Below are 21355 nucleotides of genomic sequence, written 5' to 3' on the forward strand. Positions count from 1 at the left end.
GTCGGCGAGCGGGAGCAAGACTACCCGCCATGCGCCGCGCACCGGCACGCCAGCCAGGGGGCTCCAGGGTGGGCCGCACGTATAATGATGCGGTCCGTCGCCCGGCGGAGGCCGAGAGCTTGGAGTTCCATGCCCAGCAAAGCTGTGGATCGCGCGCGCGCGATCGCCGACGAGCCGTTCCAGATCGCCGGCACCACGTCGGCCGTCGGCGGCGGCTCGGGCGGCTTCGTCGCCTCCCTCGCCGAGATCCTGCGGCACCGCGAGCTGCTCCGCCTGCTCGTGGGGCGCGAGCTGAAGTCGCGCTACAAGGACAGCAGCCTGGGCTTCGTCTGGAGCCTCGTCCGGCCGCTGATCATGCTCCTCATCTACTACGTGGCGATCGGCCAGATCCTCGGGGCCTCTCGCGGCGTCCCGAACTTCGCGATCTTCGTCTTCTCGGGGCTCACCCTCTGGGGCCTGTTCAGCGAGATCGTGACCGCGGGCACCACGTCGATCCTCGGCAACGGCGGACTGATCAAGAAGGTGTACCTGCCGCGGGAGATCTTCCCGGTGGCGGCCATCGGCTCGGCCCTCTTCAACTTCGGTGTGCAGTTCGTCGTCCTGATCGCGGGAGCCGTCCTCACGGGCTCGCTGATCTTCGGCGTCCAGCTCCTCTACATCGTGCCCGCGCTGGCGATCGTGCTCGTGTACGGCCTCGCGCTGGCCCTGGCCCTCTCGGCCCTCAACGTCTACCTCCGCGACGTCCAGTTCCTCGTCGAGGTCGGGCTGCAGATCTTCTTCTGGCTCTCCCCCATCGTCTACGCGTGGAACTTCGTCGTCGCCGCCTCGACCGGAGCGGGCCACGGCTGGGCCGAGCAGCTCTACCTCATCAACCCGATCTCTAACGCGATCCTCGCCTTCCAGCGCGCGATCTGGGGAGACGGCTCGCGCGTCAGCATCATCGACGGCAAGGAGATCGCCCCCCAGGTGTGGCCGCCGGACATGGAGCTGCGCCTTCTCATCGTCCTCGTCGTCGGGCTGGTGTTCGTGTGGATCGGCCACCGGATCTTCCGCCGCCTCGAGGGCAACTTCGCCCAGGAGATCTGATCGTGACCCTCACCAGCAAGCAGGAGTCCGTGCCCGCCTCCTCCGGCACCCCGACCGTCGTCCGGGTGCGCAACGCCTCCAAGCGCTTCGTCATCCGCAAGGACAAGTCGTTCAAGGAGCGGATCGTCAACTTCGGCCGCGGGCGCAAGCACCGCGACGAGTTCTGGGCACTCCGCGACGTCGACCTCGAGATCCCACTGGGCTCGACCGTCGGCCTCATCGGCGCGAACGGATCGGGCAAGAGCACGCTCCTCAAGCTCATCGGCGGCATCGTGCAGCCGACGACCGGCACCGTGGAGCGCCGCGGACGCCTCGCCGCGCTCCTCGAGCTCGGAGCGGGCTTCCACCCCGACCTCACCGGGCGCGAGAACGTCTACCTCAACGGCGCGATCCTCGGACTCTCGCGCAGCGAGCTGGACAGCAAGTTCGACTCGATCGTCGACTTCTCCGAGATCGCCGAGTTCATCGACACCCAGGTCAAGTTCTACTCGTCGGGCATGTACGTGCGGCTCGCCTTCGCTATCGCGATCCACACCGATCCCGACCTGCTGCTGGTCGACGAGGTGCTCGCCGTCGGCGACGAGCCGTTCCAGCGCAAGTGCATGGACCGCATCCGCGCCTTCCAGCGCGCGGGGAAGACCATCGTGCTGGTCACCCACTCGCTCGAGCAGGTCGGCGAGCTCTGCGACCGCACCATCGTCCTCGAGAAGGGCACCGTCGTCTTCGACGGCGAGACCTCCGAGGGACTCCAGGTCCTCCGCGAGAGCTTCGAGGACCGTCGGGCCGCCCGCCAGGAGCGCGAGGCCGAGGCCGCCGAGGCCGCGGACGAGCCCGCCCCCCAGCTCATCGAGATCCTGGGCTGCCGACTGCGCGGCGGATCGATCGAGCACGGCGGCACGGTCGTCCGCAGCGGCGAGACCCTCGAGTTCGACGTCACGGTGCGCACCAGCCGCCCGGTCGACGACTGGAACATCGGCATGGGCATCGACACCCCCCTCGGCCAGCGCGTCTTCGGGACGAACACCGAGCGCATCGGCACGCCGCTGAGCGCGGTCGACGGAGAGATGACGGTCACGTTCACCCTCCCCGACCTGCACCTCGGCGCCGGCAACTACGCCGTGCACGCCTCCTCGGCCACCTTCTCGCAGGGCGAGACCATGCGGATCCCGGTCGCCGCGACCTTCACGGTCGAGCGGGCCTCCGTGCACGACGGCGTCGTCGACATCGACTCCACCGTCCGCCTCAGCAGGCCGTGACCGCGCGGCGCCGCCGCCTCCTGGTCGACGCGACCGCCCTCGCGGCGCCGCGCCTGACCGGGGTCGGCCGCGTCCTGCTCGGCCTGCTGCACGCGCTGGACACCGACGCGACCGCCGCAGAGGTCGAGGTGCTCCTCGTCGTGCCGGCGAGCGAGGCGGGCTCGATCGAGCGCTTCGGCTTCCGTACGCTGCGCGTCCGACCGGTGCCGCTGCCCCGGCCGGTGTGGAGCGCACTGACCCGAGTGCCCGCGCCGGGGATCGACCTCCTGCTCGGCCGCGGCGCCTACTTCTTCCCGAACTTCCGGAGCTGGCCGCTCGCCCGCTCCCGCTCGCTCACCTTCGTGCACGACGTCTGCTTCGCTGTGATGCCCGAGCTCGTTCCGCGCGAGCGCCGAGAGCTGCTGTCGCGGTCCGTGCCCCGGTGGATCCGGCGCAGCGACCTGGTCCTGACCGGCACCCCGTCCTCCGCGGCCGAGGTCGAGAGCGCTCTGGGCGTCGATCCGGCGCGCGTCCGCGTGCTGCCGACCACGATCGACGCCGACCTCTTCCATGCCCGTGGGGAGGAGGAGGTGTCGCGGGTCCGCGCGCAGCACGGGCTCGGGTCCTACCTGCTCTTCGTCGGATCGATCGAGCGCCGCAAGAACCTCGTCACCCTGGTGGACGCGTACCGGCAGGCCGAGCGGCCGGAGAACCACACCCTGCTCCTGGTGGGCGGGGACGGCTGGGACAACGAGGACGTCCACTCCGCCGTCGCCCGCGCGGTGGCCGCAGGAGCCGACGTGCGCTTCGCCTCCTCCTACGTCGCCGACGAGGATCTGCCGGCCCTGCTCACGGGGGCCGACGCCGTCGCCATGCCCTCCTGGCACGAGGGCTTTGGCCTGCCCGCCCTCGAGGCCGTCGCCTGCGGCACTCCGGTGCTCGCGGCAGACATCCCCGGCCTCCGCGACGCGCTCGCCGGGCGGGAGTCCACCGCCGTCTTCATCGACCCGGCGGACCGCACCGGGTGGTCGGCCGCGATCGGAGAGGCGCTGCGCCGTCCCCGGCGACTCGCACCGGAGCCCATCCCGGGGTGGGACCGCACCGCCCGGCGCCTGCTCGAGCTGGCCTTCGACGACCGCTGATCAGCGCCGGGTCGTGAACAGCAGCCAGCGCCCGGAGACGGAGGCGACCTCGGGCTCGACGTCCCCCGTCGCCGCCTCGACGTAGGCCCGCCAGCCGTCGGGGTCGTCGGTGTAGCCGGCGGTGTCCACGTAGACGGCGCAGGCGCCGCTGCCCGCCACGGCGTCGGCGAACTCCGCGGGGTCGTCGACGTCGCCCCAGACGTCCCAGCCGTAGGTGCCCTCCACCGCCCCGTAGCTCCAGCGGAGGCGTCCCTCCTCGGTCGCGAGGTAGGGCAGCGCCTCGTCGTAGTCGGAGAGCGCTCCGATCCGCCCGCTGTCGGGGAAGCTCTTCAGGGGGAGCTCCACTACTCCGCAGCCGTCGTCCAGCTGCGCGTCGGCCTCCGACACGAACGAGCGCATCTCGGAGTCGTCGGTCGGAGCGATCGGCACCGCGGCCGATACTCCGGCCAGCTGATCGATGACGGCGACGGCGGCGAGCAGCGCCGCCACGAGGATCCGGACACCGCCACGGGCCGTGATCCGATCGAGCAGGAGCGCGAGCACGCCGAGGACGAGGACCGCGATGACGATCGACATCCGCGCCCACGCACGGATCGTCGGCCCCGCCACCAGCGAGACCACGACGCCCAGGCCCGTCACCGTGTAGAAGAGGAGCGCGGCCAGTGTCGCCACGGCGAGGACGCGCACGCGGGCGTCCGAGAAGAACCGGCCGACCGCGGTCGCACGGAGCGCCCGTCCGCCGCCGAGCGCGGAGATCGGGAGCGCCACGAGCGTGATCAGGAGCGCGACGCTGGCGAGGATCGAGAACCCGGGCGGCTCCGTCGTCGGCGCCACGCCGGACTGGCCCGCGTAGGTGTTGAGCAGGCCGTACCCCTGCGGCAGCCCGGTCCCCGACCAGGGCAGGCCCAGCAGCACGAGCTTGCCGGCGTAGGCCTCCGACTCCCCCACGGTCCGCGACGTGAAGTACGGGCTGTAGCGCTCCCCGAAGTCGAGCGAGAGCAGCAGCAGCGAGAGCCCGACGAACACGCCGAGCGCGAGGATCGGCACCGACGAGACCGCGAGCACGCGCAGCCGCTCGCGGGAGAGGAGCCCGGCGGCCGTGCTCACCGCCCAGGTCGCTCCGAGGACCAGGACCGCGAAGACGTAGTAGTAGCCGCCCGTGCTCGCCACCAGGAGCCCGAGCACGACTCCCGGGACGACGGAGCGCAGTACGCGGCTCCTCCGCGTCGCGCCCCGCTCGGCCCAGGCTCGGAGAGGATCGGTGCGCGGTCCGGCGACCATCAGCACCATCACGCCCAGGAGCGGGATCGCCCAGTAGTTGGCGAGGAACGCGTGGCCGAATCCGATCCGGAGGAAGTGGTACGGCAGCAGCGACAGCAGGACCGCGGAGAACGCCGCGACCCAGGGCCGCGTGCGGAGGGCGCGGAAGAACACGTAGCCGGTGACGGCGACCGTCGCGAACGTGCCCAGGTAGAAGACGTTCAGGAGCGTCGTCCCGTCGCGCACCACGAGGGCCAGGACCGACACGGCGAGGGCGGAGGCGACGTCGAACTGCGCGCTGAAGAAGGCGTTGAACCCGTCGGGGAAGCCGAGCGCTGCGTTGCCGTCGAACGGGAACGCCTGCGTGGCGCTGGTGAAGAGCGTGTAGTGCAGGATCTGGTCGTCGCCGCCCACGGTCCAGCGGGCCGTCAGGTCCTGCGGCCCGATCCCGAGCGCGAGCACGGCGGCGACGACCGAGACGAGGGCGGCGACGAGGGCCCATCCGAGCTCGACGAGCGTCCGGCGCCGCCGACTCGCCGTCCGCGGGCCGCGCACGTCAGTAGCCGCGCTCACGGCGCTGCTCCTCCACGCTGGTCTGGACGATCCGGTTCAGCTCGGTCTCGCCGTCGGTGCCCGCGTAGTCGTAGATGTCGAACCCCCCGCAGGCGACGATATCGGAGGGAGCGCCGAGCGTCCCGCGCGCGAGCCCCGCCCAGTCGGGCGAGCGGTCGGCCAGGACGAAGCTGTACTGCCGGTCGCGGTAGTCGCTCAGGTTGTTCATCCACAGCTGCACCGTGAAGTCGAAGTTGACCTGCTGGACGTGCAGCGAGGCCGGCCCGTAGAGGTCCAGCGGCCGCGTGGACCAGAACGAGCCGACGCCCGCGAGCTCGCGGCCGTCGATCCAGCGCTCCAGGCAGTCGGCGTCCGGGTCCGATCGCGCCTCGGCCGCCGCGGAGGCGACCGCCGTTGTGGCCGGCACGGCGGCGACGACGAGGCCTGCGGCGGCCAGCGGAGCGACGACGCGGACGACCGGTGCCAGCCGCGCGCCCGCAGCACGCCGGTGCGCCGCCGCGGGGCCGATCAGGGCGATCACGACCACGGTCGCGGTCACCGGGATCGGCATCAGGTAGCGGCTGACCGAGCTGCCGGTGAAGACCTGCACCACCAGGAGCACCGCCGTCTGCGCCGGCAGGAACGCGCATACCGCGAAGCGCGCACGGGCCGCCTCGTCGAGGGCGGCTCCCCGCGCCAGTCGGGCGACACCGGCCACGACGACGGCGAGGGCCGCCAGCAGCAGCAGACCCAGCAGCGCCACCTCGAGCTTGCCGATCAGCGGCGCCTTCAGCACCAGGAACTGCACGATCAGGTCGTCCAGGGCCGTCCCGGCGAGCGGCAGCCGGAGGTACCCGCCGGCGTCGGTCCCGATCAGGAAGCCGAGCGGTATCCGCAGCGCGGCCCCGAGCGCGGCGGCCCCGAGGACCGTTCCCGCGACGATCAGCACCGCTCGGGGAGCAGCGAGAGCGAGCACCAGCAGCACGACGAGGACCACCAGCAGGGGGCCGACGAACTGCACGAGAAGGAGCGGATCGGAGAGGGTCGTCGCGGCGACGGCCGCTCCGACCAGGAGCAGCGGACGCGCCGCCGGACGGCGCTCGCGCAGCGCGCCCAGGGCGACGGCGAGCCCGGCGAGGCCTGTGAGCACCGCGCCGTAGTAGTAGGTCGTGAGGAGGAAGGTGGTCGCCAGGGCCCCCTCGTTGTTGAGCGCGCGGCCCTCCGTCAGGCAGAGAACCAGCAGCACGGCGATGCCGGCGAGCGCGGCGGCGGGCCGCAGCCGGCGGTGCCGGTCCGCGACGAGCCGTCGCGCGAGCATCCGGAGCACGCCGTAGAGGAGGACGACGTTGAGCACGGCGTTGACCGCGAGCGCCGCCGCGGGATCGCCACCGGTCAGCAGCCACGCGACGCCGAAGACGGGGAGCTCGGGGAAGAGGAAGAGCTGGCTCGTCATCACCCACGCCGCGGGGCGGCCCTCGGCGAAGGACTGCAGGATCAGCGGCAGCGCCAGCGAGTCGCCGTCGCGGAAGAGCAGCGGCCGCCACGGCCTGCCGACCATGAATCCGAGCACGAGCAGGGTCCCGCTGACGACGACGGCGAGGGCGGCGAGCTCGAGGAGGGCCCTCCGGGTCCGAGGGGATCCCGTCGGACCCGCCGTCACCGGTGCTTCCCGCCGAACCGGATGGCCAGGACGAGCAGGAGGTTCTTCAGGAGGGTGTCGCTCGGGATCTTGGAGTTGCCGACCGTGCGGTCGAGGAAGACGATCGGGATCTCCTTCACTCCGCGGGCCCGGCGCAGCGCCCGGTACTTGAGCACGATCTGGAAGCCGTAGCCGGCTGCGCGGATCGTCTCGAGGTGGAGGGTGCGCAGGAGGTCCGCGCTGAAGAGGTTGAAGCCGCCGGTCCAGTCGGTGATCTTCGAGCCGAGGAAGAGGCGCGTGTAGAGGTTGCCGCCACCGCTCAGCAGCTTGCGGTCGAGCGTCCAGTCGGGAGTGCCCCCGCCGGCGATGTAGCGGGAGGCGACCACGAAGTCGGCGCCCGCGCGCACCTCGCGGAGGAAGGCGTCGATGTAGTCCGGGTCGTGCGAGAGGTCGGCGTCCATCTGCAGCAGGTAGTCGTAGCGGCGCTCGGCCGCGAGGAGGTGCTGGAAGGCCCAGATGTACGCCGCGCCGAGCCCCTCCTTCTTCTCGCGCGAGAGCACGAGGACCTCGAAGGTGTCGGACCCGAGCTCGGCCGCGAGCTCGCGCGCGCGGTCCGCGGTGCCGTCGGGGGAGCTGTCGTCGATGACGGCGACGGTCACGTGGAAGTCGGGGTTGCGGGACGCCGCGAGCGCGACCCGCGGCAGCGCCGTCGCGATGTTCGCGACTTCGTTGTAGGTGGGGACGACGACGGCGAGGGAGCGCATGAGGCGGGGAGGATCCGTTCTTCCGGTGCACCGGCTGACCGGTGAGAGCCCTGCGAGTATAACGAGGCGGTGCTCGCGAGCCTCCGAGCGCGCCCCGCGGCCCGCCGCCCCGTCCGCGCACTCTCTCAGGAACATGGCACCGGCTGTTCGACCGCCCGGCAGGGGTCCACGGTTACGATGGACGACAGTGCACGGCGGTTCACCCCTTGTTCGCCTGCCCCGATGGACGCCCGTCGGAGCCCGACGGTCGGGCATCGACGCCAGAGGGGGACGGGAAAGAGCACCGCAGATGAAGAGACTCCTCGAATCGCAGAAGGTCCGCTTCCTCATCGCGGGCTGCACCAACACGGCGATCGACTTCCTCATCCTCAACACGCTCGTGCTCCTGCTCGGTCTGCCGACCCTCGTCGCCAACGTCTTCTCCGTCCTGGTCGGCATCACGATCTCGTACGCGCTGAACCACTTCTTCGTCTTCCGCCACCCGGGCAGGGTCTCGGTCGCCACGTTCGCGAAGTTCTTCCTCGTCACCGGGTTCAGCTCGCTGGTCCTGCAGTCGGCGATCATCTACGGCTTCGAGGTCTTCTTCGACACCCGCTTCGGCAACTCGCTGCTCTTCCTCCCCAGCTCCGGCGAGAACGCCTTCCTCGCGATCAACATCGCCAAGGCCGTCGCCGTCCTCGTGGGACTGGTGTGGAACTTCTGCATGTACAAGTTCGTCGTCTTCCGCCGTCCGGCGCACGATGCGCTGCCCGCGATCGAGACGGTCTCCCCCGCCGCCGTGGCCGTCAGCACCGAGCCCGTCGACATCGTCCGCTGAGGGCCGTAGGCTCCCGGGCCCCGCTCGAGCCGCGTGCTAGCCTCGTCGAGTTCTTCCGACGGGGCACTCCTCCCGTCGACGCCGCACCACCCGGAGGCTCCCATCGCCCGCTCGACGTTGCCCATCGCGGTCGTCGTCGTCACCCACTTCTCGGGTGAGGTCCTCCGCGCGTGCCTCGAGTCCGTGCCGGAGGCGACGGAGCACGACGTGCGCATCGTGGTGGTCGACAACCTGACCACGGACGACTCCGTCCGCAGCGTCGTCGAGCGCCTGCCCCACGTCGAGTTCCACGAGACCGGGCAGAACCTCGGCTACGGCCGGGCCGTCAACTACGCGGTCGACCGCCTCGGGCCCGAAGTGGAGTGGATCCTGGTGACCAACCCGGACACGGTCTTCCTCCCCGGCTCGATCGACGCCCTCTACGACGCCGCGACGGCGGACGACCGGATCGGCTCGATCGGGCCGCGGATCCTCGACTCCGACGGCACGATCTACCCCTCCGCCCGCGCTCTGCCCTCGCTCGGCACGGGCGTCGGGCACGCCGTCTTCGCCCACGTCTGGCCCGGCAACCCGTGGTCGGCGACCTACCGGCGCTCGCGCGCGGTCGAGACCCTCCGCCACGGCCGGATGGAGGCGGGCTGGCTCTCCGGCGCCTGCGTGATGGTGCGCCGCACGGCCTTCGAGGAGATCGGCGGGTTCGACGACCGCTACTTCATGTACTTCGAGGACGTCCAGCTGGGCGACTCGCTCGGACAGCGCGGGTGGACCAACGTCTACCTCGCCGACGCGGTCGTCTCCCACCTCGGCGGGCACTCCACCCGCCTGGCCTCGGCGCGGATGCTCGCGGTCCACCACCGCAGCGCCTACCTCTACCTCGCGCAGAAGTACGGGGCCTGGTACCAGGCGCCGATCCGTGCGGCGGTGCGCGCCGGGCTGGGCGCCCGGGTCGCGCTGATGCGCCTGCGCTCGAAGAGCTGATCCGGTCCGGTCGGGCGTGCCGCCTGGCCGGCGCCGGGCGGCCCGTCCGCCGGATCGGCGGTCAGGACGCGGAGTCGAGCTCCGCGTAGAAGGCCCGCGCCTCGTCCCAGGTCGGCAGCAGGCCCTGCGCCTCGGCCTCGGCCAGCGTCGGTGCGTCGGTGTCCTTCGGTGAGAGGAGCAGCTCGCCGGCCTCCTCCGGGAAGCGCAGGCCGATCTGCTCGTCGAGCGGGTCGATCCCCTTCTCCCGCACCGGGTCGAAGGTGGCGTTCACGAGGTACGAGACCACGGCGCCCTCGGTCAACGCCACGAAGGCGTGCGCGACGCCCTCGGCGATGTAGACGGAGCGGCGGTCGACGTCGTCGAGCAGGATCGACTCCCAGCGCCCGAAGGTCGGCGACCCGACGCGCACGTCGATCACGTAGTCGAGGACCGCGCCGGAGAAGCACGAGACGTACTTGGCCTGCGACGGCGGGATCTGCGCGAAGTGGATGCCGCGGACGGTGCCGCGCCGCGAGACGGAGGTGTTGCCCTGCCGCAGCGAGAGCGGGTGCCCGACCTTCTCGGCCAGGCGGTCGAAGCGGTAGAACTCGTAGAAGACCCCGCGATCGTCGGGGAACTGGCGCGGAGTCACTTCGTAGACGTCGGGGATGTCGAGCTCTCGGATCTGCACGGTCGCCAGTTTAACGACGGCGTGTCACGGGCCCGCGACGCCTCTCTGCGCCACCCGGCGGCGTGCCGGAGCGCCGACCGTCGGCCGACGGACCGCTCGGGCATGATGAGGAGGTGACCTTCCTCATCACGGGCGCCTCCGGCATGCTCGGCACCGACCTGCGCGCGGCCCTCGGCTCCCGCCCCAGCACCGCCCTCGGCCGCTCCGACCTCGACGTGACCGACCTCGACGCCGTGCGCGCCGCCGTCGCGGGACACGACGCCGTGGTGAACTGCGCCGCGTACACCTGCGTCGACGACGCCGAGACCGACGAGGAGGAGGCGCACCGCGTCAACGCCGTCGGAGCGCGCAACCTCGCCCTCGCCACCGCCGAGACGGGAGCCGCACTCGTGCAGGTCTCCACCGACTACGTCTTCGACGGCTCCGCGACGACCCCCTACTCCGAGGACCACCCCCGGAACCCGATCTCGGCCTACGGCCGCACGAAGGCCGAGGGCGAGCGCCTGGTGCTCGAGGTCAACCCGGACCGCGGGTACGTCGTCCGCACGGCCTGGCTCTACGGCGAGCACGGCGGCAACTTCGCTAAGACGATGGTGCGACTGGCGGGCGCGCACGAGACGCTGACCGTGGTCGACGACCAGCACGGCCAGCCCACCTGGACCGCCGACCTCGCCGCGCGCCTGATCGAGCTGGTCGACGCGGAGGCCCCGGCCGGCGTCTACCACGGCACCAGCTCCGGCGAGACGACCTGGCTCGGCTTCGCCCGTGCCGTCTTCGCCAAGGCGGGCCTGGATCCCGAGCGCCTGCGCCCGACCGACAGCGGCTCGTTCGTCCGCCCCGCTCCGCGTCCGGCCTACTCGGTCCTCGGACACGACGGCTGGAGCCGGGCGGGCCTGCCGCCGCTGCGCTCCTGGCAGGACGCGCTCGCCGCCGCACCCCTCGAGGCGGTGACCCCGTGACCACCACTCTCCGCGTCGTCGTCGACCAGATGCTCGCCCGCGTGCCCGGCGGCATCGGCCGCTACACCGAGGAGCTCACCCGCGAGCTGATCGCGACGGCTCCCCGCGACTGCGAGGTGGAGGCCGTCGTCTCCGCCCACCCGCCCGAGAAGGAGGAGGAGCTGCGCCTGCGCCTGCCCGGCCTCGCGCGCATCCACCGGCTGCCGCTCGGGCGCCGCGAGCTCTCGCGCGCCTGGCAGTACGGGATCGCCATCCCGGCCGGCGGCGGCATGATCCACGCCCCGAGCCTCTTCGCCCCGCTGCGCAGCCACGACGGGAGCGAGGGCGAGCAGATCGCCGTCACGATCCACGACACGGTGCCGTGGACGCATCCCGAGACCCTCACCCCGCACGGCGCGAAGTGGCACCGGGCGATGGCCAAGCGCGCCCGCAAGCACGCGGACGCCGTCGTCGTCCCCACTCACGCGGTCGCCCACCAGCTCTCCCAGCTGATGGACTTCGGCGATCGACTGCGCGTGATCGGCGGAGCCGTCGGCTCCGGCCTGGTCGTCCCGGAGGACGCCGACGAGCGCGCCACGGCGCTGGGCCTCCCCCCGGAGTACGTGCTGAGCGTCGGCACGCTGGAGCCGCGCAAGGGCCTGGTCTCGCTGATCGCGGCCTTCGGAGGAGCGTCCGCGCCGGCGATCCCGCTGCTCCTGGTCGGCCCGACCGGCTGGGGCGACCTCGACGTGGCCTCCGTCGCCGACGAGCAGGGCCTCGACGAGACGCGCGTGCGCGCCCTGGGAGTCCTCAGCGACGCCGACCTCGCCGTCGTCCTCTCCCGGGCCACCCTCTTCGTCTACCCGAGCATCGCCGAGGGCTTCGGCCTGCCCGTGCTCGAGGCGATGCACTTCGGAGTGCCGGTGGTGCACTCCGACGACCCCGCGCTGATGGAGGTCGCCGCGGACGCCGGCGTCGCCGTCGAGCGCGGCGACGCGAAGGACTACCCGGACCGCCTCGCCCTCGCCATGAGCAGCGTGCTCGCCGACACCGGGCTGCGCGAGCGGATGTCGGTGGCCGGCCGCGACCGCTCCCGCGCCTTCAGCTGGCGCGACTCCGCCGAGCGCGTCTGGGCGCTGCACGCCGACCTCTGAGGCGTGCGGCACCCGGCCGTCTACGGCGCGGAGTCGCCCGACAGTCCGGCGCTCACCAGCGAGTGCACGACGTCGTAGTCCGGGTCCTCCGGGTCGACGGCCGGCGGGACCAGCTCGATCGGATCCACTGGCTGCGACTTCGTCTTGAGCCCCAGCTGCACGAAGTAGCCGAGCATCCCCTGCGGGACGTCCGTCTTGATGACCTGGGACCCGGCGGACGCGACGTCCTGGAACTTGGCGAGGACGTTGCCCGGCTCGAACTGGGCGAGCAGCGCCTCCTGCACCTGCCGCTGGCGCGCCATCCGGTCGTAGTCGCTCGTGGTGTAGCGCGAGCGGGCGTAGGCGAGCGCCTGCTCTCCGTTGAAGTGCCAGTGCCCGGGATCGATCCACTGGTTCACGCCCTGCATCACGCCGTCGGAGTCGGGCAGCCCGCCCAGGGGCAGCGGCTCGTCGGCCACGTAGTCGATGTCGATGCCGCCGAGCGCGTCGATCAGCTGGGCGAAGCCCTCCATGTCGATCAGCGCGTAGTACTGGATCCTCAGATCGAGGATGCCCTCGACGGCGTCGCGCATCGCCTCGATGCCGGGCTCGCTGCCGTGGTCGACGGCGTCGGGGTAGAGCTCCGGGTGCTTCAGCTCGACCTCGGTGTAGACCGAGTTGAGCTTGCAGACGTCGACGGCGCAGTTGTCGGTGTCGTAGCCGTCGGGGTAGAGCTCGTGCATCGGGCTGGTCTCGGGGAACGGGAAGTCGACGAACTCGCGCGAGACGCCGATGATCGAGGCCTTGCCGCTCGACGCGTCGATGCTGACCACCGAGATGCTGTCGGGGCGCAGACCGTCGCGGTCCTCCCCCGCGTCGCCGCCGAGGAGCATCACGTTGTAGCGGCCGTCGATCGGCTGCTCGATCGCTCCGCCGCCGAAGATCGACGACAGCGTCCCCCGGGTCACGCCGAGCAGGTAGGTGCCGTAGGCGGTGGTGCCGACCGAGACCGCCATCAGCGCGATCGTCGCGAACGCGAGCACGCCGCGCATCCGCGGGCGCACCCGGACGACGCGGATCAGGCGGAGGGTGTCGAGCGTCAGCACGGCCCAGACCACCCCGTAGACGACGAGCGCGGCCTGGAGCGCGAGCATCGAGAGGTCGAAGGTCGCGAGCGTGTAGAGGCCGGTCGGGAAGACGAAGTAGAGGAGCACCGCGACCAGGAGGGCGACCCAGAGCCCGAGGGTGAAGCCGAGCCCCAGGCGCCCGAGCCGGCGGTTGCCCGCGAGGACCTGAGCGGACCCGGGCACCAGCAGGTTGACGATCAGCAGCCACCACGCCCGCCGCGTCATGAAGGCGCGGGAGGCGACGTCCGGGTGCCGCAGCGGCAGGGCGACGGCCGTCACAGGCCCGCCACCAGGGCGTCGTTCTTCGCGGCGACCTGCACCTCGAGGTCAGCGGCGAAGGCGTCGAGCGCTGCGGAGAGGGCGTCGTCCGCGGTCGCGAGGATCTTCACCGCGAGCAGTCCGGCGTTCCGCGCTCCGCCGATGGAGACGGTGGCGACGGGGACGCCCGCGGGCATCTGCACGATCGAGAGGAGGGAGTCGAGCCCGTCGAGTCGGGCGAGCGGGACCGGCACTCCGACGACGGGGAGCGAGGTCACGGCGGCGAGCATGCCGGGGAGGTGGGCGGCTCCGCCCGCCCCGGCGATGACGACCTTCAGGCCGCGGCCGCGGGCCTCGCGTCCGTACGCGATCATCGCCTCCGGGGTGCGGTGCGCGGAGACGACGCGGACCTCGTGCGCCACGCCGAACTCGGCGAGGACGGCGGACGCCGCCTGCATGACGGACCAGTCCGAGTCCGAGCCCATCACGACGCCGACGAGCGGCGCGGGCCCGTTCACGAGCGCGTCCGCGCTCACGAGAGGGCTCCGGCAGGGGTCGGGGAGGTCGGCAGGCTCGTCACGGCGACCATCGTACGGGTCAGTCCGTGAGAACGGCCGCCGCCGCGCGAGCCTCGTAGACCACGAGGTCGAGGTCGTCGCCGGTGGCGTTCACGTGCCCGACCTTGCGGCCCGGTCGCGGCTCCTTGCCGTAGTTGTGCACCTTCACGCCCGGGTGATCGGCGAGCATCCGCGGATAGCGGTCGGTCAGCGACTCCCCCACCGGGCCGCCGAGCACGTTGACCATCACGGTCCACGGATCGCGGCAGCCCGTCGCGCCGAGCGGCAGGTCGAGGACCGCGCGCAGGTGCTGCTCGAACTGCGACGTGGTCGATCCGTCCATCGTCCAGTGGCCGCTGTTGTGCGGGCGCATGGCCAGCTCGTTGACCAGGATCCGGTCGTCCGTCGTCTCGAACAGCTCGACGGCCAGGACGCCGGTGACCCCGAGGCTGTCGGCGATCGTCTGCGCGATCTCGGCCGCGGCGGCTGCGAGCCGGCCGGCGGACGCGGGGGCCGGAGCGATCACCTCGGCGCAGACGCCGTCGCGCTGCACCGACTCCACCACCGGCCAGAGGATGCTCTCGCCGGAGGGACGCCGGGCGACGAGCTGCGCGAGCTCGCGGCGGAAGCCCACCAGCTCCTCGACCAGGAGCGAGCCGCCCCGGCCGTCCTCGGCGAGGGCGGTGAACCAGTCGTCCGCCTCGTGGACGCCGCGCACCACGCGCACGCCCTTGCCGTCGTAGCCGCCGCGCGCGGTCTTCACCACGGCGCTGCCGCCGTGCTCGGCCAGGAACTCCCCCAGCTCCTCGGCGGAGGAGACCTCGGCCCACTCGGGCACGGGCACGCCGAGCTCGGTCAGGCGGCGCCGCATCATCAGCTTGTCCTGGGCGAACAGCAGGGCGTCGGGGCCGGGGTGCACGGCGACGCCGCGGGCGACGAGCTCGCGGAGGATCGGCTGGGGAACGTGCTCGTGGTCGAACGTGACCACGTCCACGGTCTCGGCGAAGGCGAGCACGGTCGCCTCGTCGCGGTGGTCGCCGACCCGTGTCGCGGCGAGCCCCGCCGGGGCGCCCTCGCTCTCGGCGAGCACGGCGATCTCGATGCCGAGCTCCACCGCCGCGGGGATCATCATCCGAGCGAGCTGGCCGCCCCCGATCACGCCGACGCGCATGGCGCTCCTCCGTCTCCGCCCGCTGGCGCGGGGCGGCTCCATGCTACCGAGGCCCCGACGCGCTCACGCGGGCGGCGGCCACTCCTGCTCGAGAGCGGGAGCCGCGCCGATCGCCTCCCGCAGCAGGTCGGCCGTGAGCTCCGGATCCGGCAGGTCCCGCAGCACGAACACCTCGGCTCCCGCCTGCAGGATCCGGACGTCCCCGCACCGGGCGAGGCGCTGGCCGAGGGAGCGCTCGACCACGACCTCCATCCTCCGATCGAAGACCACCTCGGCCCGCCGGATCGACGCCACGCCCCGGCGCGCGCTGAGGCCGGAGGCGGTGACGCGGTAGCGCACGCTCGCCCAGCCCGCGATCCCGGGAGCGCAGAGGAGCAGCACCAGAAGTGCGGTGCCGAGCCCGATGATCCAGCGCTGCAGGGCGAGCTCGAACTGCGCGGCGAAGTAGAAGCCCGTCCAGGTGAGCAGGAGGAGGCCGACGACCGGTGCGACCGCCCGGCGGGCGCGCGGGGTCAGCCGCGCCAGCTCGCGGTCGGCGGGGTCGGTCCTGGCCATCAGGAGCGCAGGTGCGTGACGTCGCCGGCCGTGAACGAGCGCAGCGCGCCGCCCTGCTCGAGCAGGAGCGAGCCGTCCGGGGCGAGTGCGGCGGCGGTCCCCTCCTCCTGCGTGCCGTCGGGCAGCTCGAGCCGGACGAGCGTTCCGAGGGTGCCGCAGGAGGCGCGGACGGCGGCGGCCGCTCCGGAGGCCTCGGCGTCGCCCTGGGCGAGCAGCGGAGCCAGCAGCCCCTGGAATCCGGTCAGGAACGCGGCGAGCACCTCGTCGGCGCTCGTCGTCCGTGCTCCGGCGAGGGCGAGCGAGGTGGCGGTCGGGACCGGCAGCTCCGCCTCCGTCAGCAGCAGGTTCACACCGGTGCCGACGACGACCCGTCCGTCCGGCAGGCGCTCGGCGAGGATCCCCGCGACCTTCCGGCCGTCGATCAGGACGTCGTTGGGCCACTTGACGGCGACGTCCCCGTCGACGAGGGGTGCGAGGGCCCGGGCGAGAGCGGCGCCGGCCACGAGCGGCAGCCAGCCGGAGGCCTCGGCGCCGAGGGCGGAGGCGTCGACCAGAGTCGAGGCCGCGAGCGTGCGGCCCGCGGGCGCCTGCCAGACGCGCCCCAGCCGGCCGCGCCCGGCGCGCTGGTCGCCGGTGGCGACGACGGAGAGGTGCGGCCACACGGCGGGGTCGGCGGCCGCCCGCTCGCGGAGCTCGTCGTTCGTCGACCCCGCCGACTCGAGCGCGAGGACGCGGGGGGAGACGGCGGAGGCGAGCGGGAGGAGCATGCCGCCACGGTAGCGGCGGCTCCCGCGAGGCCGCTCCGAGCGCCGCTCGCGACGGCCCGACCTTGTCCGGATCCTCCCGTTCGGAGCGGCCCTCCCTGTGCGAGTGCGACAAGAGGAGGCGTCCGCCCCGCCGGTAGGGTGAGCGGGTGACCGCGAACACCGAACGTCCCGCGCCCGATCTGTACACGACCGCGGGGAAGATCGCGGACCTCAGGAACCGCTACCACGAGGCCGTCACGGCCAGTGGCGAGGCGGCGATCGAGAAGCAGCACGCCAAGGGCAAGATGACCGCACGGGAGCGGATCGACACCCTCCTCGACCCGGGCTCGTTCGTCGAGCTGGACGAGTTCGTGCGCCACCGCACCCACGCCTTCGGCATGGAGAAGAAGCGCCCCTACGGCGACGCCGTCGTCACCGGGACCGGCACCATCCACGGCCGCCAGGTCGCCGTGTACTCGCAGGACTTCACGATCTTCGGCGGCTCGCTCGGCGAGGTGGCCGGCGAGAAGATCATCAAGGTGATGGACCTCGCCCTGAAGACCGGCGTCCCGATCATCGGCATCCTCGACTCCGGCGGAGCACGGATCCAGGAGGGCGTGGTCGCCCTCGGCAAGTACGGCGAGATCTTCCGCCGCAACACCGCGGCGAGCGGCGTGATCCCCCAGATCTCGATCATCTGCGGCCCGGCCGCGGGAGGCGCGGTCTACTCCCCCGCCCTGACCGACTTCGTGATCATGGTCGACAAGACCAGCCAGATGTTCGTCACCGGGCCCGACGTGATCAAGACCGTCACCGGCGAGGACGTCGGCATGGAGGAGCTCGGCGGTGCGCTGACCCACAACAAGATCTCGGGCGTCTCGCACTACCTCGCGAGCGACGAGAACGACGCTCTCGACTACGCGCGGACGCTCCTCTCCTTCCTCCCGGACAACAACCTGTCGCCTGTCCCCGTCTTCGAGACCGAGGTCGACCTCGAGACGACCGACGCGGACCGCTTCCTCGACACGGTCATCCCGGACAGCCCGAACCAGCCGTACGACATGCGCGCCGTCATCGAGCACATCGTCGACGAGGGCGACTTCCTCGAGGTGCAGCCGCTGTTCGCGCCGAACATCGTGATCGGCTTCGGCCGCGTCGAGGGCCGCTCCGTCGGCATCATCGCGAACCAGCCGAGCGCCATGGCGGGCACGCTGAACATCGAGGCGGGCGAGAAGGCGTCCCGCTTCGTCCGCTTCTGCGACGCGTTCTCGCTGCCGATCCTGACCCTGGTCGACGTCCCGGGCTACCTGCCCGGCACCGACCAGGAGTGGACCGGCGTCATCCGCCGCGGCGCGAAGCTGCTCTACGCCTACGCCGAGGCGACCGTGCCGCTGGTCACGATCATCCTGCGCAAGGCGTACGGCGGCGCGTACATCGTGATGGGGTCCAAGCAGCTGGGAGCCGACATCAACCTCGCGTGGCCGACCGCCGAGATCGCCGTCATGGGCGGCCAGGGCGCGGTGAACATCCTCTACCGCAACGAGATCCGCAAGGCGGAGGAGGCCGGCGAGGACGTCGCAGCCGTCCGGACGCGCCTGGCGAACGAGTACACCTACAACGTCGCGAGCCCGTTCCTCGCGGCCGAGCGCGGCGAGCTCGACGGCGTGATCGAGCCCTCGGCGACGCGTGTCTCCGTCATCAAGGCGCTGCGTGCGCTGCGCACCAAGCGCGCCAACCTGCCCGCGAAGAAGCACGGCAACATCCCGCTCTGACCCGGCTCGCTCGGACGACGCGGCAGGAGACGGGAGACCGTCCGTGCCGCGGCGTTCCGCTGCGCCCACCTCCTCACGGGGCGGAGGGGCGGAACGATCAGTCGGAGGAGCCGGGGCCGGTCCGTCGGGCAGCGGACTCCGCGGGAGCATCGGGCCGCACGACGGGAGCGGCCGGCTCCGCGGCCGGAGCACTCGGCTCCGCGGCCGGAGCACCCGGCTCCCCTGTCGCGGAATCGGCCTCCGCTTCCCGGGCATCCGCCCTCGCAGCCGGAGCACCCGCCTTCACCGCAGGACCACCCGCCTTCACCCCAGGACCGTCCGGCTCGGCTGTCGGAGCACCCGCCTTCGCCGCAGGAGCGCCTGCCCTGGCGGCCGGAGCATCCGGCTTCGCCGCGGACGCCTCGGACGGCTTCTCCTCCGGCTTCGCCCCGACCACCCGCGCGAACGCCAGCGCCTGCGCGGCGGAGAGGTCGGGCAGATAGGCGCGACCCAGCGCGGCTCCGATCCGGGGCAGCTGCAGCGCGTCGGGGTAGGTCATCCAGAGGCCCGCGTAGCGCGGGTGGAACTTGGCCTTGAAGCGGAACAGCGACGTGAAGCCGTAGGCCGGCTCGAGCGTCCGCGAGAGGAACTCGAGCAGGCGCGAGAGGACCGTCGGCTCCGGAGGCTCCTCCCCCTCCTCGACCGGTGCGGTGGCGAGCGGTGCGCCCGAGAGCGAGAGGAACTCGGCACCCTCCTCCTTGACGCGCAGCGCCGCGGAGGCGATGAGGAACTCCATGATGCCGGGCATCGAGTCGTCGGAGCGGCGCATGAAGTCGAGGGTCCAGCCGACCACGCGACCCTCCCTGTGCACGCGCAGCCAGCTCGTCACTCCCTGCAGCACGCCGTCCGGTCCGACCGCGAGCAGGAGGGCGACGTCGGGATCGCGGACCTCGTCGATGCCGCCGAGGGTGAAGCCCATCTCGGGCAGCGCCTTCTCGGCGACCCAGCGCTCCGACAGGTCGACGATCTGGTTGGCCATGCCGAGGGAGAGCTCGGGCCAGCTGGTCCACTGCGCCTCGATGCCCAGCTTGATGCCGCGCGTGAGCGGGTAGCGCACCTTCTGCCACCGCTTGCCGGTGAGCTCGAAGGAGGAGAGCTCGATGATCGTCTCCTCGCCGACCGAGAGGCGCGACCAGCCGAGCCGGTCGAAGACGGGGAGCAGCTCGTCGTGGATGCTGTAGAAGACGGGCGTCCAGCTGCGCTCGTCGCAGAAACGCACGAACTCGGCCACGACGTCCTCCCGCCGCTCGGGAGCGCAGGCCGGGTCGGAGAGGGTGATCGCCACGCCGCCGATCACCCGGTAGGCGACTCCGCCGGTCCCGTCGGCCGAGATCCAGTGCGCGTTGCCCTCCCAGGTCCCCTGATGGCCGAGGCTGCCGGCGCCGTGCAGGGACAGGAGCGCGCGGTACCGCGCCTCGTCGCCGCGGTTCCGCTGCACGTCGGTGGCCCGGAGCAGGGCGACCACCGCGACGACGACCACGAGCCAGAACACCGGGCCGACCCACTCGAAGACGATCCGCGCGACGGGCTCCCGCGGCACGGCGAGCAGTCCGGCGCCGCCGAGGAAGCTCACCGGGACGAAGCGCAGCAGCCCGTCCAGGAGGAGTCTCCCGAGGCCCAGGAGCGGCTCGAAGCTCGTGCGCACGCCGGCCGAGAGCGCCAGGTAGCCGCCGAGGGACACGACGAAGGCGATGGCGACGACCCGCGTCCAGAGTCTCGCAGCGGCACGGGGCGCGCGGATGCGGAAGTGCCTCCTCCCGATCACGAGCATCGCCACGACGGCCAGCGGCACCAGCACCGTCGTCGCCACCCAGAGCAGGTACTCGGCGTAGTACAGGAACTCGGGGTGACGGGCGGCGCGCTGGAGGGAGAAGACCTCCAGGATCGCGATCGCGATGTTCACCCCGACCGCCAGCAGCAGGCCCAGGCGGCGCCCGGAGCGCAGGCCGTAGGCGGCGACGAGCAGGAGGAGGAGCGGGACGAACGTCAGCAGGATCGGCCCGGGGGCGACCAGGCTCAGCTTCACGTGGTGCGCGCAGTGCCGGAGGGCGCGGCTGCACGGGTCCTCGAGGTCCGTCGTCCCCGTGAAGGCACTCTGCAGCAGTCGGCCGAGGAACGAGAACGGACCGTAGCCCGAGTCCGAGAGGACGGCGACGAGCGGACCGATGGCGGTGACGACGACGACCGCCGCCAGCAGCCCCCGGGACTCGCGGTGCGAGCTCGGGGCCGGACGCTGCGGACGCAGTCCCGACGCTCCCCGCGCGAGCACCGCGCCGAGCACGAGCCCCGCGCCGCCCGCGAGGAGCCGGTACGCGTCGGCGGAGTCGCCCGCGTAGAGAACGAACATCAGCACGACGGCGAAGACGGTCACCCGGAGCCGGCGACGCCACAGAGCGCCCATGAAGGCGGTCGAGGCGATGAGGGCGCCGACCGCGCCGATCAGCGGGTCGAAGGTGTGGTCGCCGACGGTGTCGCCCGCCCACCACTCGCCGGCGAGAGCGCCGATCGACTGCACGGAGGACCCGACGACGATCCCGGCGGCGCCGGTCACGAGGAAGGCGAGGAGGGTGCGGGCCGAGCCGAGGCGGCGCTCCGCGGCGAGGAGCATCGGGAGCACCAGCACGACGTCCAGGAGCAGCTGCAGCGGGTCCGCCGCGATCAGGAGGGCGGTCACCGCTGTCCACGGACGGCCGTCGAGAGTCGTCATCGGGCCCGCCGCCCACCAGGACGTCGTCTCGGCTCCCGCGGGGGCGACGAGCGTCCCCGTGATCGCGCTCGCGGCCAGGAGGACCAGGACGACCGAGACGGCCGCGGGCGACCTCCGGACCAGCAGACGCAGGGGGCGCAGCGCCGCGGCACCGCTCCTCGGGAACCACGTCGGCATGCGGGGACGCTCCTGTTCGCAACGGACGGACG

Annotated in this window: 18 protein-coding genes; 8 read left to right on the plus strand and 10 right to left on the minus strand. The window is 72.4% G+C overall.

The annotated features are described in order from the left end of the window. Nucleotides 1-129 precede the first annotated feature (129 nt). From C5C99_RS04145 to C5C99_RS04155, 3 genes are read left to right on the plus strand one after another with little or no spacing between them, the layout of a single operon-like run. Nucleotides 130-1086, plus strand: a complete 957-nt coding sequence (locus C5C99_RS04145; protein WP_104262429.1) for an ABC transporter permease — start codon at nt 130-132, stop codon at nt 1084-1086. Nucleotides 1087-1088: 2 nt separating this feature from the next. Further along, nucleotides 1089-2342 carry an ABC transporter ATP-binding protein gene (locus C5C99_RS04150; protein WP_244229465.1) on the plus strand — a complete coding sequence of 418 codons (1254 nt, stop codon included), beginning with the start codon at nt 1089-1091 and terminating at the stop codon, nt 2340-2342. Further along, a complete protein-coding gene (locus C5C99_RS04155; protein ID WP_104324137.1) occupies nt 2339-3463 on the plus strand; it encodes a glycosyltransferase family 1 protein in 1125 nt (374 codons plus the stop codon). The genes C5C99_RS04150 and C5C99_RS04155 overlap by 4 nt, the downstream gene beginning before the upstream one ends. Here C5C99_RS04155 and C5C99_RS04160 read toward each other — a convergent pair whose 3' ends face one another. The 3 genes from C5C99_RS04160 to C5C99_RS04170 are packed head-to-tail and all read right to left on the minus strand — an operon-like array spanning nt 3464 to nt 7678. Continuing rightward, nucleotides 3464-5296, minus strand: a complete 1833-nt coding sequence (locus tag C5C99_RS04160) for a hypothetical protein (protein WP_146082230.1) — start codon at nt 5294-5296, stop codon at nt 3464-3466. Then, nucleotides 5280-6935 (minus strand): hypothetical protein, encoded by a 1656-nt coding sequence (locus C5C99_RS04165; protein ID WP_104339635.1) that lies wholly within the window; start codon nt 6933-6935, stop codon nt 5280-5282. Before C5C99_RS04165 ends, C5C99_RS04160 begins: the two co-directional genes overlap by 17 nt. Further along, entirely contained in the window at nt 6932-7678 is a 747-nt protein-coding gene (locus tag C5C99_RS04170; protein WP_104223157.1) for a polyprenol monophosphomannose synthase, read from the minus strand. Before C5C99_RS04170 ends, C5C99_RS04165 begins: the two co-directional genes overlap by 4 nt. Before the next feature lie 289 nt (nt 7679-7967). Between C5C99_RS04170 and C5C99_RS04175 the strand changes: the two genes are divergently transcribed. Further along, nucleotides 7968-8495 carry a GtrA family protein gene (locus C5C99_RS04175; RefSeq protein ID WP_104223158.1) on the plus strand — a complete coding sequence of 176 codons (528 nt, stop codon included), beginning with the start codon at nt 7968-7970 and terminating at the stop codon, nt 8493-8495. 117 nt (nt 8496-8612) lie between these two features. Continuing rightward, on the plus strand, nt 8613-9473 hold the full coding sequence (locus tag C5C99_RS04180; protein ID WP_258063627.1) for a glycosyltransferase family 2 protein: 861 nt from the start codon (nt 8613-8615) through the stop codon (nt 9471-9473). Between the two features lie 61 nt (nt 9474-9534). On the opposite strand, the gene C5C99_RS04185 is transcribed toward C5C99_RS04180, so the two are convergent. Next, the gene (locus C5C99_RS04185; RefSeq protein WP_104225468.1) at nt 9535-10143 is read right to left on the minus strand and encodes a dTDP-4-dehydrorhamnose 3,5-epimerase family protein; all 609 of its coding nucleotides are present in this window, start codon (nt 10141-10143) and stop codon (nt 9535-9537) included. Between the two features lie 113 nt (nt 10144-10256). Here C5C99_RS04185 and rfbD point away from each other — a divergent pair, with 113 nt between their 5' ends. Beyond that, entirely contained in the window at nt 10257-11102 is an 846-nt protein-coding gene (gene rfbD, locus C5C99_RS04190; protein WP_104339636.1) for a dTDP-4-dehydrorhamnose reductase, read from the plus strand. After that, nucleotides 11099-12235: a glycosyltransferase family 1 protein gene (locus C5C99_RS04195; protein ID WP_244229467.1), complete on the plus strand. Its 1137-nt coding sequence runs from the start codon at nt 11099-11101 to the stop codon at nt 12233-12235. Before rfbD ends, C5C99_RS04195 begins: the two co-directional genes overlap by 4 nt. Before the next feature lie 20 nt (nt 12236-12255). On the opposite strand, the gene C5C99_RS04200 is transcribed toward C5C99_RS04195, so the two are convergent. The 5 genes from C5C99_RS04200 to C5C99_RS04220 all read right to left on the minus strand — a co-directional run bounded on the left by C5C99_RS04200 (nt 12256) and on the right by C5C99_RS04220 (nt 16649). Continuing rightward, a complete protein-coding gene (locus C5C99_RS04200) occupies nt 12256-13620 on the minus strand; it encodes an LCP family protein (RefSeq protein WP_258062765.1) in 1365 nt (454 codons plus the stop codon). Next, nucleotides 13617-14084, minus strand: a complete 468-nt coding sequence (purE, locus tag C5C99_RS04205) for a 5-(carboxyamino)imidazole ribonucleotide mutase (protein WP_104249647.1) — start codon at nt 14082-14084, stop codon at nt 13617-13619. Before purE ends, C5C99_RS04200 begins: the two co-directional genes overlap by 4 nt. A gap of 112 nt (nt 14085-14196) precedes the next feature. After that, the gene (locus C5C99_RS04210) at nt 14197-15327 is read right to left on the minus strand and encodes a 5-(carboxyamino)imidazole ribonucleotide synthase (RefSeq protein WP_104339637.1); all 1131 of its coding nucleotides are present in this window, start codon (nt 15325-15327) and stop codon (nt 14197-14199) included. A gap of 63 nt (nt 15328-15390) precedes the next feature. Then, nucleotides 15391-15882, minus strand: a complete 492-nt coding sequence (locus tag C5C99_RS04215; protein ID WP_104339638.1) for a PH domain-containing protein — start codon at nt 15880-15882, stop codon at nt 15391-15393. Continuing rightward, complete coding sequence (locus C5C99_RS04220; RefSeq protein WP_104339639.1) at nt 15882-16649, minus strand: biotin--[acetyl-CoA-carboxylase] ligase; 768 nt, start codon at nt 16647-16649, stop codon at nt 15882-15884. Before C5C99_RS04220 ends, C5C99_RS04215 begins: the two co-directional genes overlap by 1 nt. A 146-nt stretch (nt 16650-16795) precedes the next feature. On the opposite strand from C5C99_RS04220, the gene C5C99_RS04225 reads away from it, so the two are divergent. Beyond that, the gene (locus C5C99_RS04225) at nt 16796-18400 is read left to right on the plus strand and encodes an acyl-CoA carboxylase subunit beta (RefSeq protein WP_104339640.1); all 1605 of its coding nucleotides are present in this window, start codon (nt 16796-16798) and stop codon (nt 18398-18400) included. Between the two features lie 97 nt (nt 18401-18497). On the opposite strand, the gene C5C99_RS04230 is transcribed toward C5C99_RS04225, so the two are convergent. Continuing rightward, on the minus strand, nt 18498-21323 hold the full coding sequence (locus tag C5C99_RS04230; RefSeq protein WP_181074535.1) for a bifunctional lysylphosphatidylglycerol flippase/synthetase MprF: 2826 nt from the start codon (nt 21321-21323) through the stop codon (nt 18498-18500). Nucleotides 21324-21355 lie beyond the last annotated feature (32 nt).

This window comes from Rathayibacter sp. AY1C4 (genome assembly GCF_002932195.1).
Taxonomy (GTDB): domain Bacteria; phylum Actinomycetota; class Actinomycetes; order Actinomycetales; family Microbacteriaceae; genus Rathayibacter.

Coding starts and splice junctions, on each gene's coding strand:
- C5C99_RS04145 (WP_104262429.1), top strand. CDS start 130: ATGCCCAGCAAAGCTGTGGATCGCGCGCGCGCGATCGCCGACGAGCCG.
- C5C99_RS04170 (WP_104223157.1), bottom strand. CDS start 7,678: ATGCGCTCCCTCGCCGTCGTCGTCCCCACCTACAACGAAGTCGCGAAC.
- C5C99_RS04175 (WP_104223158.1), top strand. CDS start 7,968: ATGAAGAGACTCCTCGAATCGCAGAAGGTCCGCTTCCTCATCGCGGGC.
- purE (WP_104249647.1), bottom strand. CDS start 14,084: ATGGGCTCGGACTCGGACTGGTCCGTCATGCAGGCGGCGTCCGCCGTC.
- C5C99_RS04210 (WP_104339637.1), bottom strand. CDS start 15,327: ATGCGCGTCGGCGTGATCGGGGGCGGCCAGCTCGCTCGGATGATGATC.
- C5C99_RS04215 (WP_104339638.1), bottom strand. CDS start 15,882: ATGGCCAGGACCGACCCCGCCGACCGCGAGCTGGCGCGGCTGACCCCG.
- C5C99_RS04220 (WP_104339639.1), bottom strand. CDS start 16,649: ATGCTCCTCCCGCTCGCCTCCGCCGTCTCCCCCCGCGTCCTCGCGCTC.
- C5C99_RS04230 (WP_181074535.1), bottom strand. CDS start 21,323: ATGCCGACGTGGTTCCCGAGGAGCGGTGCCGCGGCGCTGCGCCCCCTG.